The organism is Actinophytocola sp. (assembly GCF_049647105.1).
Taxonomy (GTDB): domain Bacteria; phylum Actinomycetota; class Actinomycetes; order Mycobacteriales; family Pseudonocardiaceae; genus Actinophytocola.
Genome location: NZ_JBARWZ010000261.1, coordinates 100,226 through 114,260, shown reverse-complemented (window position 1 = coordinate 114,260; position 14,035 = coordinate 100,226). Strand labels below are relative to the sequence as shown.

Below are 14,035 nucleotides of genomic sequence, written 5' to 3'. Positions count from 1 at the left end.
ACGCACATCTCCTGGTGCCGCCACGACGTGCCCACATCCACCACCATCTCGTCAGGGAAGGAAGTCCCGTGGACCACCAGCTTGTTCACGGAATCGAGCACGCCCTGGGCTGGAGCGGTCCCGCGCTGGTGGGCACCGCTTTCGCCATCGGCACACTGCCCGACCCCGACCTGTGTGTGCGGCTGCTCAACCCGGCCACGTTGCTGGACATCATCGCCCGGCGCAGCCTGACCTACCCGCAACTGCGCTGTCTACAAGGCGGTGGCGACCTGCACCCCCGCGACTACCTGACCATGGCGCCCACCAGCCGGGGACACCGTGTCTCGATGGCGAACATGCCTAGGATCGGGCATCTCCTGAAGCAGGGGGCCACGCTGGTCTGCGACGACCTCGGCCCACTCGACGCCACCCTGGAAGTCGCCTGCCGAGCCCTGGCCTGGTGGACAGGGGAACACGCACGCGTGAACGCCTACCTCACCACCCAAGCCGCGAGCGGCTGGGGAATCCACTGGGATTCGCACGACGTGGTCTGCGTGCAGCTCGCCGGGGAGAAAAGCTGGGAGGTTCGAGGCCCCTCTCGTGCCGCGCCGATGGACCGCGACGCCGAACCGAATACCGAGCCCAGCACCGAGATCGTGTGGGCTGGCACGATGCGCGCCGGGGACGTCATGCACATCCCCCGAGGGTGGTGGCACCAGGCCACCCGGACCGGCAGCGGCGACGGGCACAGCCTCCACGCCACCTTCGGCCTCACTCAACGCACCGGCGTCGACTGGCTGGAATGGGTCGCCGACCAGGCCCGCGCCAACGCCACGTTCCGCCACGACCTGGACCAGCACGCCGACCCCGTACGGCAACAAGACCAGCACCAGGAATTCGCGCAGGCCGCCGCCGCGCTGCTGCGCACGCACAGCCCGACCGACTACCTGACAGCTCGCCGCCGCGAACATGTTCCGGGCCGCCACAGCACGACGTTCGGCGTCTTCGGCCCGCTGGAGACGGTCGTGTGCGTCACCGACTTCGCACCAGATCTGGCCGTCCGCGACGACACGGTCATCATCACGGCAGTAGGGAAGAAGATCACAGTCCCGGCGGACGCCCTGCCCGTGTTGCGGCTGTTCTTGAGCGGGCAACCCGCCGCCATCGCCGACGTCAGTGCCCGCACCGGAATCGACGCCGCACCCCTGGCCGAGGCGCTGATCACCGCAGGTCTGTGCACCGAAACCACACCCGCGCTCGCGGCGGGCTATGCCGACATGACCGTCTCGACGTGTGCGATCACCTGAGCGGCCACACCCACACCCAGCCTGAGCTGATCCACGAGCACTTCGGTCTCAGAACAGGCTCAGCAACCCGAACGTGAGCGCGGCGACGGAGGCGGCGCCCGGGAACGTCAGCACCCAGCCGATCGCGATGTCTCCGGCCACCGACCAGCGGACCGCCTTGCGGCGCTGGGTCGCGCCGACTCCCATGACCGCCGAGGTGACCACGTGGGTGGTGGACACGGGCGCGGCGAACACGAAGGCCGTCATGTACAGGACCGACGACGCGGAGATCTCGGCGGCGAACCCGTGTGCGGGGGTGAGGTGGAAGATCCGCCTGCCGAGCGTCCGCATGATCCGCAGCCCGCCGGACCACGTGCCTGCCGCGAGCGCGGTCGCGCACAGCAGGATCACCCAGAACGGGACGTGGTAGTCGTCCTGGTGACCGGTCACGACGAGGGCGAGGACGATGACACCCATGCTCTTCTGCGCGTCCTGCAGGCCGTGGCCCAGCGCGAGGCTGGAGGCCGAGACGATCTGGGCCCGGCGCAGCAGCCTGCCCGCGCGGTGCGGGTTCGCGCGGTGGAACGCCCACATCAGGCCGATCATCACGAGATAGCCCAGCGTCAACCCGACGAGCGGCGAGAGGATCATCGGGATCACGACCTTGGTCAGCACCCCACCCCAGTGCACGGTCGTGGCGGACGCGAGAGCGGCGCCGACCATCCCGCCGATCAGCGCGTGCGACGACGAGGACGGCAGTCCGAAGTACCAGGTGGTGACGTTCCACAGGATGGCGCCGACGAGTGCGGCGCCGATGACGGCCATGCCGTGTGAGGAGTGCGGGGTGTCGATGATGCCCTTGGCGACGGTGACGGCGACCCCGGTGCCCGCGAGCGCGCCGATCAGGTTCATGATCGCGGCCAGTCCGAGTGCGCCCCGCAGCGACAGCGCTCTGGTGGACACCGCGGTCGCGATCGCGTTGGCCGCGTCGTGGAAGCCGTTGGTGTAGTCGAAGCCCGTCACCAGCACGATGACGAGGATCAGCGCGATCCAGTCCCAGTCCACTGTGTCAGGACTCTTTCACCGCGATGCTGTGGACCACGTCGGCGACGTGCTCGAACGCGTCAGCCGCGAACTCGAGCTGATCGACGATCTCCTTGAGCTTCATCACAGTGAGCGGGTCGTGGCTGCCGTTGAACAAGAACTGCAGCAGGCGCCGGTAGATCTGGTCGGCCTCGTTCTCCAGCTCGTTGATCTGCACCCAGAAGTCGGTGAGGTTGCGTAACGTGGCGAGTCGCGGCATGGCGGCCGTGGTCAGCTTCGCGCACTTGTCGAGCACCTCGACCTGCAGGCGCACGTTGTCGGGTAACGCCTCCGGGTTGTACAGGGTGGTGAGGTCGACGGCCGCGTCCATGTAGTCGACGACGTCGTCGAGCCGGACGGCGAGCCGGTAGATGTCCTCGCGGTCGAACGGCGTGATGAACGACCGGTCCAGCTGCTCGATGATCGCGTGGGTCGCGTCGTCGCCGGCGTGCTCGGCCGCGCGCATCTTCTTGGCCAGCTCGTCGCGCTCCTCGGTGGGCACGGTGACGAACTCGCGCAGCACCGTTGTCGCCGTGGCGATGTTCGCACCTGCGACGCTGAACAGGTCGAAGAACCTGTTGTCCCGTGGCTTCAGTCGCAGCCGCATCGACCCCTCCTCTCCGCGATCATGGCCAGAGTATTAACGGGTCGTTAATGGCTGGTGGCGGGGGGTACCACCGACGATCGGCGGTACCCAGGCAAAAGGGACTTAGAGGGTGCGCGAACAGGGCATGGCGGCGCCCACCGCGCCGAGGCGGCCATCCACCGACCCTGTTCGCGCACCCTCTTGTCATCCGTCCCCGTGGATGAGCCGCAGCCGCGGTCTCGGGTCCGGCATGCCGAGCAGGTCGCGGAGCCGGGGGAGCGGCAGGTGCAGGCGGTCCGCGAGCAGTGGCAGCGGCAGGCCGTGGCGCTGCGCGAGTTCGGCGGCGCGAATGAGCAGCTCAGGGCGCTCGCCGGGATAGCGGGACCCGACGGGTTCCCCGGTGCGCCAGCCGAGCTTCGTGAGCGTCGCCATGACGCGGCGCAGGGTCGACTCGCTGTACACACCGAGGTCCTTGCCTCGGTAGGCGAGCGCGGCGACCGACACGCCGTAGCCGTCGGCGGTCTCCTTGAGGTCGGTGATGTCGACCGGGGTCGGCAGGCGGTCGCGGATCTCGTCGGCGGGCATGAGCAGTTCGGCGGCGAACGTGTTGGCCTCGCGCTCGTGCCTGCCGTCGCCGGGTGCCGGGTCGGGGTGGAGCAGCAGGTGGCCGAGCTCGTGGGCGACGGAGAACCGCTGCCGCATCGGGTTTCCCTTGCGGGACAACACGATCATCGGCCTGCCGTGCAGTGCGGCGGAGAACGCGTCGATGGTCTCTGCGTCCACGCCGGGGAGCTGGGTGAGCACGAGGCCTCGGGTTTCGAGTGTGCGGACCAGGTGCACGACCGGACCCGAGGGGATGCCCCACGCCGTGCGGATCAGGTTCGCGGTGGCCGCCGGTTCGCCGGGCCGCGCCCCGAGCGGGAGGCCGAGGTCGAGCGGCGGCAGTTCGAGGACGTTGTCGAGCTGGTCGATCAGCTCCCACAGCAGTTCGACGTGCGCGAGTGCCTGCTGCCGCTGGTGCGCGGTGGTGGTGCGCAGGGACCGGAAGTGCGCGCCCGCGGTGTCGAGACGCAGCTGCGGGCGGCCCGCGACGAAGAAGGAGACGGGCACGTCGAGTGCCATGGCGCAGCGTGCCAGTGTCTCGCCGCTGGGCCGGGCCTGGCCCAGCTCGTACTGGGACACGGCGGCCGCGGTGCGGTCGATGGCCTCTGCGAGGTCCCGCTTGCGCAGGCCTGCCAGCTCGCGGGCCATCGTGAGGCGGGCTGGAGCGAATGCCTGCGCGACGGCGAAGGCATCCGGGTGCACGGGACTACTCCTTCAAGAACGCGTGGATCTGTTGCCGTGCATGGTGGTCCATGTACGGAGAGTGGGACGACCCGGGTCAGCCGGACTGGCGACCCTCGTCCGAGTCACGTGGACGCAGCGGCAGCGTCGGCTCGGACAGTTCGAAGATCGTCGGGTCGAGCGGCCCGGTCTGGCGCGGAATGCCCACCGCCCCGGTGACGTCGTGCAGGCTTTCCCGCCAGAACCAGTCGATGCGGTTCTCGACGAGCTCCCCTTCGCCGATCCACGCACCGGTGAGGCCGTCCTTCTCGCTACCCGTCCAGAGGAGGGTGAGCCGGTGGCGGTCCCCGAACAGCGCGTCGGGCCTGCTGAACAGGGCCTGGTGATCGCGGCTGTTCAACAGTTCCCTGCGGAGATCACTCGCGTCCGCGATGGATCCGGTTGGCCCGCCGTGCACCTGCATCTGGTAGATGCCGACCTTCGGGAGCTTCAGCGCGACCGTCTGGAACGCGGACTCGACCTGGAGTTCCGGCAGCGTGGCCGTGAGCGATCCGGCCGTCTTGACGAGGTACTGGTAGCGGTCCATGCCGAAGCTGGTGGGGTTGTTCCAGTTGCCGCGTGGCCCGCTCAGCCGGACCCGCTGGAGGTCCGCGGCGGCATCGTGCGCGTCCTGCAGCCACTCGCAGATGGCCGAGGAGAACGTGGGCAGCGGAACGGGTTTGATCAGCTGAGCCAGCCGGTCCACGCGGGTCCCCCTACTTGATCCGCCACTCGCGTTTCGAGTCGTGTCACTTGATTCTCACGCACGATCCGGTCATCGCCCGGTATTTGCCGACGGCGTGTCACGGGGAGGCGGGCTGGTGCTTACCGCGTACTCGGACAGCGCGATGCGGTTGGGCAGGCCGGTCTTGGTGATCAGGCTCGACACGTGTTTCTCGACCGTGCGCGGCGACAGGTGCAGCCGGGTGGCGATCTCGCGGTTGCCGAGCCGGTCGGCGAGCAGGCGCAGCACCTCGTACTCGCGGACGGTCAGGCCGGCCGACCGCAGCACCGACGGCATCTCCGCGAGCCCGGTCCGCCGCTGCCCGACCCGCACACCGCTGTTGCGCAGCAACGCGCGGCACGCGCTCGCGACGGCCGGGATGTCGGTGGAGTGGAAGTAGTCCTCGGCGGCACGCAGCCATTCGACCGGGGTGCCCCACCCGTCGGTCAGCGCGCACTCGGCGACCAGCCGCAGTCCCAGGTGCCTGCCCATCGGGTACGGGGTGCCCGCGGTGAGTGCGTCGGCGACCGCCGTGTCCGCCTCGGCCACGGCACCGGCGCGGCCGGCGAGGATCGCGTGCCCGAACCGCGCGAACATCCGGTCCCACCGGAACCCGGCCGCGGGCGAGGACGCGACGGCGTCGAACTCGTCCCGCGTGATCGTGCCGGTCACCGCGCCCAGCAACAGGTTCAGGCCGTACCGGCCACCGAGGTGGTACACGGTCGGCGTGGCGTCCTCGGCCTGCAGCGAGTACGCCTGCTCCTCGACCGCACGTGGCCGGTTCTCCTCCAGCAGTGCGCAGAACGCCCGCGCGAGCCCGTACATGCGGGGTGCGTACAGCGGCTGGGTGTCGCCCTCCCACCGCCGGAACGTCGCGAGCGCCTCGTCCATCTCCTTGCGGCGTCCCCGGTGCCCGGCGAGGATCGCCCGCACCACCAGCACGTAGTGCACGTTCTCGACGAGCTTGAGCCTGCTCGACGCCGCGAACACCTGGTCGACCAGCGCCTCGGCGGCCGCGAAGTCGCCTTCGAGGATCGTGTACAGCGCGATGCTCTGCTCGGCCTGGCAGCGGGCGGTGACCGCGCCGACGAGCGTGGCCTGGGTGCGGGCCTGTTCGAGCCGGTCGAGGTAGCCGTCGCGCAGTGCGTCGTCGTTGCCGAGGCGCACCAGCGCGTGGATCTCCCAGATCGGCAGGTCGTGGCGGACCGCGGTGGACCGGGCCCGTTCCAGGCACGCGGTCGCCGCGGCCGGGTCCTTCGACCGTTGCAGGGCCCCGAGCAACTGCCACGCCTGGCACGCGACCGCGGGCAGCGGCACCCGGTCGGCGACCTCCGCCGCCCGGCGCGCGAGCCTTTCCGCCTTCTCCAGCTGTCCCTGTCCTGGCACGTCGAGCACGAGGTGTGCTTCGACGATGTCGATCGGCGCGGTGTCCGCCTCGTCGGCGTCCGGGCCGAGCAGGGTCCTGGCGGCGTTGATCTGCGCGAGGCTGTTCGGGCCGGGGCCCGCGACCTGCGCGGCCCACGCGAGCCGGGTGTGCAGGCGGGCCCTGCGGCGCGGGTCGAGGCCGCCGACCTGGTCGAGGGTCCCGACCGACGCGAGCGCCCGTTCGGTGAGCCCGGCCTCGGCGAGCGCGTAGACGAGGTGTTCGAGCGTGTCGGCCCGTTCCTCGTCCCCGGCGAGCAGTTCCCACGCGCGGTCGAGCAGCCCGACCGCCGAGTTCGCGGCGCCCTGGGTGATCGCGCGGCGGCCCGCCTCGGCGAACAGGCGGCCCGCGACGGTGGTGTTGCCCGCGTCGAGCCGCAATGTCGCGGCGGTCTGGCACCACTCGCCTGGCAGGCCCGGGTAGACGGTTTCGAGCGCGTCGGCGACCTGTTCGGCGAGCCGGGCCCGTTCGCCAGGGGGCAGCAGGGTCAGCAGCGCTTCGCGGATGAGCTGGTGCTGGAAGGTGTACCAGTCGGGCAGCTGGTCGTCGGGCTGCACGAGCTGCGCGCCGGACTCGCCGTGCAGGTGCGAGAGCAGCTCGCGGTCCGGCAGCCCGGTCACGGCCTGGGCGACGGCGACGGGGAACCGCCTGCCGACCACCGCCGCCACCGACAGGAGCCGCGCCACGGCGGGCCCGAGCGCCTCGACGCGGCGGGCGACGGTCCTCGCGAACGTCGCGGGCACGTCATCGGGCGGCGGGTCGGCCATGCGCCAGCCGGTGCCCGCCTGCACGAGCAGGCCACCGTCGATGATGCCGCCGAGCAACTCCTCGATCAGGAACGGGTTGCCCGCGCTACCCGCCCACAGGAGGTCCACCGCCTGCTGCGGCACGTTCGCCGCCTGCACCGACAGGCACGCGCCGACGAGAGCACGCAGTCCGGCGCGGTTCAGCCGGTCCAGCTCGACGACCACCGCGGTGCCGCGGCGGGCCGCGGAGCGGGCGAGGTCGAGCGCGGGACATGGCTCGTTGCGGATGGCGCCGAGCAGCAGGGTGGGCTGGTGGTCGAGGTTGTCGATCAGGTACTCGACGACCGCGAGGCTCTCGGCGTCGGCGTCCTGCAGATCGTCGAGGGAAAGGAGGCAACCGCGGTCCTTCCCGGCGAGACCGGTGAGCCGCAGGACCGCCTCGGCCAGGATGACGAGCGACCCGTCCTGCTGCTGCGCGGCCGGGGTACCCCAGTCGGGGATGAGCCGCGCCAGCACCGGCCGGTACGGGCCGAGTGCCGCGATGTCGAGGGGCTCACCGGCACGCAGCAGCGACAGCAGCGCCTCGGTGAGGGAGCGGAAGGGCACCATGGGGCCGATGGCGCTGCCGCGACCACGCATCAGCACCATGTCGGCCTGGAAGGCCTGGTCAGCGGCCGCGGCGGCGAGTCGTGACTTCCCGATGCCGCTTTCGCCGACGAGAAAGACCGCGCCGCCCCGCCCCGAGGCCGCCGCGGTCAGGGCGTTCTCGACGGTGCGGAGCTCCTGGTCGCGGCCCACCACGGTTGACGAGCGGTTCCGCACGATTGCCGAGACTACCGAGGTGCCCTCCGCCTGATCCAGAGTGGTGCGAATCGGACGATCTCATCCGGTTCGCACCACGTTTACCCGCGTCAGTCAGGTTTGCAGCACGTGGTGTTCGCGGCCGCGGTGACATCGTCGAACGCGCCCGCGAGCCCGATGGCGATCGCGCCCGCCGACACCGCCAGGCCGGCGAGCGCGGCCGCACGCACCCCGAAGTTGATGGCCGGCATGAAACGCAGCAGCGGTGTCGGGTAGCCGCCCTTCGCGGTGGCTTCGGCGTCGGCGGTTGCGTCGGTGCTGAACAGGTCCTCGGACACAGTGTGCTCCTGTTTCTCTTCAGTGGGGGTGTCGGACGTGGTCGGTTGGTCGTGATGGTTCGAGCAGCAGAACGGACGGAACCCGCTCCGCGTAGCCGAGACGGAGCAGCCCGTAGCCGATCCCGGCGACACCGTTGAGCAGGCCGGGGGTCGGCACGTCGTCCGGAGTGCCGCACGTCGGGCCGTACTGCGTGTAGGCGTCGAGGATCAGCCCCGCACGCCTGCGGCGGGTCACCGCCGCCCGCTCTGTGTGATCGCCGGCGAGGGCTTCCGCGATACCGAGTTCGCCGTGGCACAGGCTGAGGTCGCGCAGCACGGGCCGGTCGGCGAGCAGTTCGTCGAGCTGGCCGCCCGCGCCGCCCGCGATGGCCAGGCCCGCGGCGCCGGTGCACCACCCGAGGTCACCGTCGTCGGCGCGGGCGTGTGCGGCGGCGAGCGCGGCGGCCTCCGGCGCGTGGGGTGCCAGTGCCCAGGCGATGCCTGCGGCGCCGCCGGCGAACCCGGATGGTCCCGTCGGCTGCCCGCACTGCCCGCCGGTGCGGCGGACCAGCTCGGCGAGCCCGTCCGCGCACTCCTTGGCCAGGTCGGCGGCTTCACGCAGGCCCAGTTCGGCGTGCACGGCGGTCATGGCGGCGAGGCAGCCCGCGCCACCGCTCGCGACCCCGGCCGGACCGGGTGCCTTCGCGGCGGCCGCGGCCAGCTCGACCGCCGTGCGGGTGGCGTCGCGCAGACCGTCGTCGCCGAGCAGCGTGGTGAGCCGGGACAGGCCGTAGGCGATGCCGCCGAACCCGTGGAACCCGCCGCAGCCGATGCTGCCGACCAGGTCGGGCCTGGCACGCATCAGGTCGAACAGTCTCGGCAGGCCGCCAAGTGCCCGGCGGGCCGCGTCGGCGTAACGGGGCACCCCGGACACCTCCGCGACCTGGGCGAGGAACAACGCGACACCGAGGTAGCCGTTGCCGAGGCTCGCGCCCATCGGCAGGACCAGCCACCGCTGGTCGTCGACGAGTTCGAGGCCGAGCCAGTTGACGCGGTCACCGGCGGCGTGGGTCCGGGCGACGATCCGGTCGGCGAGCGCGCACGCGGACACGAGCAGCCGCTCTGGCGGGGCGGCGGTGCCCGCGAGGTGGCCGGGGACGGGTTCGACGCTGCGGTGCGGCCCGGCGGGCACGCGGGTCGCGAGCGCGGCCGCGATGATCCACTCCTGGTCGCGAAGGTCGACCTCGCTCATCGCGTTGACCTTCGCGAGCGCACTCGCGAGACCGGGCCGCTCCAGCACACCGGGCAACCGGTGCCCCGCACCGCTCCACAGGTCGGCTGACCCGGGACGCGCGGTGAACATGGGCACGTCCAGTGCCCACAGGTCGGCCAGCTCATGGCGGCACACCCGCCACCGCAGCGGGTCCTCCGCCGACTCGACCCACAGCACGTCGAGCGCGTTGTCCCTGGTCAGCCCGTCGTGGAGCAGCTCGGGCCGGGTGGACTCGGCGAGCAGGCGGGCGTACCCGCGGGAGTGCCGGACCGCGACCCGCACCTCGTCGTCCGCGCACTCGTCGAGCAGGTCGGTGAACTCGGCGCGGTGCCGGATGATCGCGTCGTAGGCGGTGCGGAACCCGTCCAGCAGTGCCTTGTCGTGGTCGGCCACGTCGGCGACGGCCCCGTTCCGGCCGTCGAACCGGGGCAGGTTGCCAGCGCCGGTGTGGGTGACCGTGCGCCGCAGCTCCCGCAGCGCGCCGCGTTCGTCGGGTGCCCAGTCGGTCACGACGTCGGTCATGGTCGTCCCGCCGAGCGCCGACACGTCCGCCGCGCCGCCCTCGCCAGCGACGACGACCGGGAGGAGCCCGGTGCGCTGCACGGACTCCGCCAGCATGCGGCCCGCCGGGTCGACGCCGTCGGCCGGTGCGGCGAGTGCGGGGTGGAACAGTGCCTCGGTGTCCACCAGCACGGGCTGCTCGCCGCAGGCGATCACGTTCTCGAAGTGCATGTCCGCCGCGTGCAGCGCGTGCAGCAGGACCAGCAGCGCGCCCTGGCGCCGGTAGAACCGGTCGGCGGCGGCGAGGTCCGGCAGCGGCCGGGACGGCACGAACTCGACCCAGCCGTACCCGTCGCGCGCCACCGCGGCCGCGGTGCGCAGGTCGAGGTCACCCACCACCTCACCAAGCCAAGCCGCGGCGGCGCCGAAGCGTTCGTGCGCGCCGAGGTCGCGTGGCTTGTAGACGACCCGGCTGCCGTCGGCGAAGGACAGGACCGCGACCGACCGGCCGCGCCGGTGCGTGTCGCCGAGGCCAGCCCGGACCTCGGTCAGCGGGCCGGGGTCGGCGGCGCCGAGCAGCGTGGTGATGATCCGGGCCCGGTCGGCCGCGAACCGGGTGAGCAGTTCTGCGAAGGCGTCGGTCTGGAGGGTGCTGGCCTGCCCGAGCAGCCTGGCCAGCACCGGGTACGTGGTGAGCAGCGCCGCGAACCGCGCGGGCTCGGTCAGCCGGGTCGCGAACTCCGCGAAACCCGAGACCCGGCCCTCGGCCACGGCGGTGTTCAGCTCGTGGGCGAAGGTCCTGGTCGCGACGGACACCAGGAGGCGGGACAGCCGCTCGGCGAACGCGGTGACGAGCGGGGCGAGGTCGATCTGGTGGGCGTACGCGGCGATCCGGTCGGTGAGATCATCGGTGGCGCCGGTGACGAAGGGACGCAGTACGGCGGCGAGCGCGGTTCGCCAGTCGTCTGTGTCGACGTGGTGGGCCATCGCGGCGCGGACCGCGCGTTCGGCGGTGTCGGCCCAGCCGGGCCGGGGCACACGCCCGGCGAGCGCGGCCGGGGTCTCGGTGAGCAGGCCCAGCAGCGCGACCTCGTCGAGGCCGTCGGCCGCGAGCCGCTGGTCGAACCGGTTGCCCGAACCGAAGCCCGCGCGCCAGCGGGCGACCCTGGCCCGTGCCTCGATGCTCGGCACCGCACCTCTCACCGGCGCAGGCCGCTCCGCCAACGCCAGGGCGGGTGCCCACCAGGCTGCGGCGAACGCGCCGGCCGGACCCGTCTCGGTCATGGACAGGACGGTGCCAGCCCGTGAGCGCGGGGTCATGGGTGGAAACTACGCATATTCCCCGCGCACGGCGCCATCTGTGTTCGAGTTTTTTCGCAGCCGTATCACATCATCGCGCCGCCCTCAGCCGGGGCAGGCCGGCTTCCTCTTGCGCGTACCGCCTCACCAGCGGATTCATCCGATACCCCGGACCGGCCGGGGTGAGCAGGTGCGCGTGTGCGAGCGCGTCGAGCCCGTCACGCAGTGCGGGTTCCGCGGTGGCGAGCGGGTGACACAGGTCGGCCGCGCTCATCGTGTCGGTGTCGAGGTGGGCCAGCTGGTGCAGCAACCGCTGCTCGTCGGGGCGCAGCGTGGCGACGTGCGTGGCGATGCACGCGCGGACCGACAGGTCGGCGACCGTGAGCCGGTCGAGCACGAGATCGTCGTCGGTGAGCAGGGCGGACAGGTCGGCGAGCAGGCGGTGCGGCCGCGCCGCGAGCCAGGAACCGGCGATGTGCAGTGCGACCGGCAGCCGGGCACAGGCGTCGACGATCGCCCGCGCGGCGGCGGGTTCGGCCCGGACACGGTCCCCGACCAGACGGACGAGGATCTGCCGGGCACAGTCCGCGCCCAGCGGGTCGAGCCGCACGGTCTGGACGCCGGGCAGTGCGAGCAGCTCACGGCGGCTGGTCATCAGCACCGCGCTCGGTGACGCGCCGGTCAGCAGCGGCCGCACCTGCGCCTCGTGCGCCACGTTCTCGAGCACCACGAGCACCTGTCGCGCCGCCAGCTCCGCCCGAACCAGCGCGGCCCGTTCCTCCCTGGTCTCCGGCGGGTCGGTGACGTCGAGGGACCGCAGCAGCCGCAGGAGCACCGCGTCGACGGACATCGGTGTGCGGTCGGGCTGGTCGAGGTCGGCGTACAGCTGGCCGTCGGGGAACCGGTCCCGCAGCCGGTGCGCCACGTGCACCGCCACCGCGGTCCGCCCCACCCCTGGGCCACCGCTGACCAGCACCGATCTCGGCCCCGGTGCGGTCATGGCGCCGGTGAGCGTGGCGACCGGCAGGTCCCGGCCGCACAGCTCCGGCACGTCCGGCGGCAGCTCGCACCGGCCGCCGGATCGAACCGTCGACACCGCCGACGGCTCAGCCTCGCCTCGTCCGGCCGCGGCGAGCAGCACCGCGTAGTCGGATTCGCGCAGCCGCAGGGCCAGCCCGAGCAGCGGAACCGTCTGCCGTTGCGGGCGTTCGGTACGGCCGTTCTCGAGGTTGCGGATGGCGCGGACCGACAGTCCCGACCGTTCGGCCAGGTCCTCCTGAGTGAGGCCGGCACCGGCCCGGTAGGCCCGCAGGGCCGTGCCGAACGCGGGGCGCGCTGCCATGACGGGACCTCCTCACGGGACGGCGGGAACGGTGGACCGGTCCACCGTCGCCTACCCACCCCGGGTGGCGCATGGGTGATCGTCACCCACATTTGTGCTGGCAGCCCGCGTTCTCACTGCGCGTGCGCGCGCCGGGACGCAGCGCTGATTGTGCCGGTGATTGTGCCGGTGGAAGTGCCTGGTCCGGCCGCCCTTGATCGGGTTTCGTCATGGCGGGAGCGCCGGTACGACGGCCTCTTGCGCGGTGGCGGTACGACTCCGGCCGGCCCCCTCACGGCAGTCGTGCCGCCACCGCTACGACGTTTCGGGAAGGACTCCGAGTTGACCAGTGTGTTCGCGTGGCTGGACGTCACCGACTTCGAGTCGGTCGGCTACACGTCCGGCCTGTCCGCGGGACTCACGCGCGCACTGGCCGACCTGGACGACGCGGATCTGATGGCCGTCGCCCACGCGGGGTGGGCGGCGGTCCCCACACAACGAGTGCACGAGGGCGCGACGGTCCTCGAGCACCACATGGCCACCTCCGAAGGGGTTGCGATCCTCGACGTGCGGCTGCCGGCGGGGCTGGCGCCGCTGCGGCACGCGGGTGATCATCCGGAGGTGGTCGGGCTGCGGCTGGCCGCGGTGCGGATCGGGCTGGCTCGAAAGCTGCTCGACCAGGCGCTGGGGCGAGGTCTGTTCGAACCGGGCCGGGCTGGCGCGGCGACCCCGGCCGGGGTCGACGCCGGTCCGGTTCCGACCGGGCCTCGGCCGCTCACCAGCGGCCGGCCGCTGCTCCATCACCGGCTCACACTCGGCGCGATCACCGACGTGCTCGCGGCACTGGCGTCGCTGCGCGGGTACCTGGAGGTCGCCGCGCAGCGGCCGACCCGCACGGCCGTCATCGACGTGCACCACCGGCTCACCCGGCTGGACTGGCAGGTCGCGAAGCTGTTCGAGCCGCGGGGTGAACTCAGTGACCACCCGGTCCGTGCGTTGTTCGTCGCCGAGCTGGTGGCGAACACCTGGGTCGGGGCCTGACAGGAGTGCTATGGACGACCGCAGAGCCCTTGCCGCGCCGGCGGTTCCCGCACCACGCCGCCACGCGGACGTCGATCCGGTACGAGTGACTTGCCAAGGTGCGGGGTCACCGCCGTTGCAGGTGCTGGCGCGCGTGCAGCACGTGTTCTGCGGTCCGGTCGCGGTCGAGGTGTGGCCGATGCTGCGGCGTGAACTGCGAGCGGGTTCGGTGATGCCCGGCGACCTGGTGCTGCTGAGGGTCGGCCGGGGTACGAAGGAGACGTGGACCGAGCTGGTGGCCGGCTCGCCTCTCCCGAATTGACGGTGTCGGTGGCGGTCGCCCTTGGCGGCGA

11 protein-coding genes are annotated in these 14,035 nt (G+C 72.0%); 3 read left to right on the top strand and 8 right to left on the bottom strand.

Annotated elements, in window-relative coordinates; genetic code table 11:
* The first annotated feature begins 128 nt into the window (after positions 1-128).
* Positions 129-1,286 carry a JmjC domain-containing protein gene (locus WBA97_RS31590; protein ID WP_424234619.1) on the top strand — a complete coding sequence of 386 codons (1,158 nt, stop codon included), beginning with the start codon at positions 129-131 and terminating at the stop codon, positions 1,284-1,286.
* Between the two features lie 48 nt (positions 1,287-1,334).
* On the opposite strand, the gene WBA97_RS31585 is transcribed toward WBA97_RS31590, so the two are convergent.
* The 8 genes from WBA97_RS31585 to WBA97_RS31550 form a co-directional block, all read right to left on the bottom strand.
* Positions 1,335-2,330, bottom strand: a complete 996-nt coding sequence (locus WBA97_RS31585) for an anion permease (RefSeq protein ID WP_424234618.1) — start codon at positions 2,328-2,330, stop codon at positions 1,335-1,337.
* A 4-nt stretch (positions 2,331-2,334) separates the two neighbouring features.
* Positions 2,335-2,955, bottom strand: coding sequence for a DUF47 domain-containing protein (locus tag WBA97_RS31580; RefSeq protein ID WP_424234617.1), 621 nt, complete (start codon positions 2,953-2,955; stop codon positions 2,335-2,337).
* Between the two features lie 183 nt (positions 2,956-3,138).
* Positions 3,139-4,239 carry a helix-turn-helix domain-containing protein gene (locus WBA97_RS31575; protein ID WP_424234616.1) on the bottom strand — a complete coding sequence of 367 codons (1,101 nt, stop codon included), beginning with the start codon at positions 4,237-4,239 and terminating at the stop codon, positions 3,139-3,141.
* A gap of 76 nt (positions 4,240-4,315) precedes the next feature.
* Positions 4,316-4,963, bottom strand: a complete 648-nt coding sequence (locus tag WBA97_RS31570) for a hypothetical protein (RefSeq protein WP_424234615.1) — start codon at positions 4,961-4,963, stop codon at positions 4,316-4,318.
* A gap of 69 nt (positions 4,964-5,032) precedes the next feature.
* Positions 5,033-7,972 carry an AAA family ATPase gene (locus WBA97_RS31565; RefSeq protein WP_424234614.1) on the bottom strand — a complete coding sequence of 980 codons (2,940 nt, stop codon included), beginning with the start codon at positions 7,970-7,972 and terminating at the stop codon, positions 5,033-5,035.
* An 89-nt stretch (positions 7,973-8,061) separates the two neighbouring features.
* Positions 8,062-8,289: a hypothetical protein gene (locus WBA97_RS31560; protein ID WP_424234613.1), complete on the bottom strand. Its 228-nt coding sequence runs from the start codon at positions 8,287-8,289 to the stop codon at positions 8,062-8,064.
* A 19-nt stretch (positions 8,290-8,308) separates the two neighbouring features.
* A complete protein-coding gene (locus WBA97_RS31555) occupies positions 8,309-11,326 on the bottom strand; it encodes a type 2 lanthipeptide synthetase LanM family protein (RefSeq protein WP_424234612.1) in 3,018 nt (1,005 codons plus the stop codon).
* A gap of 106 nt (positions 11,327-11,432) precedes the next feature.
* The gene (locus tag WBA97_RS31550) at positions 11,433-12,683 is read right to left on the bottom strand and encodes a helix-turn-helix domain-containing protein (RefSeq protein WP_424234611.1); all 1,251 of its coding nucleotides are present in this window, start codon (positions 12,681-12,683) and stop codon (positions 11,433-11,435) included.
* A 321-nt stretch (positions 12,684-13,004) separates the two neighbouring features.
* Here WBA97_RS31550 and WBA97_RS31545 point away from each other — a divergent pair, with 321 nt between their 5' ends.
* Both WBA97_RS31545 and WBA97_RS31540 read left to right on the top strand, forming a co-directional pair.
* A complete protein-coding gene (locus WBA97_RS31545) occupies positions 13,005-13,703 on the top strand; it encodes a hypothetical protein (protein WP_424234610.1) in 699 nt (232 codons plus the stop codon).
* A gap of 115 nt (positions 13,704-13,818) precedes the next feature.
* Entirely contained in the window at positions 13,819-14,004 is a 186-nt protein-coding gene (locus WBA97_RS31540) for a hypothetical protein (RefSeq protein ID WP_424234609.1), read from the top strand.
* Positions 14,005-14,035: the final 31 nt, after the last annotated feature.

What these genes read in the sequence shown, in the direction of transcription:
- WBA97_RS31550 (WP_424234611.1), bottom strand. Translation starts at nt 12,683, where the DNA reads ATGGCAGCGCGCCCCGCGTTCGGCACGGCCCTGCGGGCCTACCGGGCC.
- WBA97_RS31580 (WP_424234617.1), bottom strand. Translation starts at nt 2,955, where the DNA reads ATGCGGCTGCGACTGAAGCCACGGGACAACAGGTTCTTCGACCTGTTC.
- WBA97_RS31555 (WP_424234612.1), bottom strand. Translation starts at nt 11,326, where the DNA reads ATGACCGAGACGGGTCCGGCCGGCGCGTTCGCCGCAGCCTGGTGGGCA.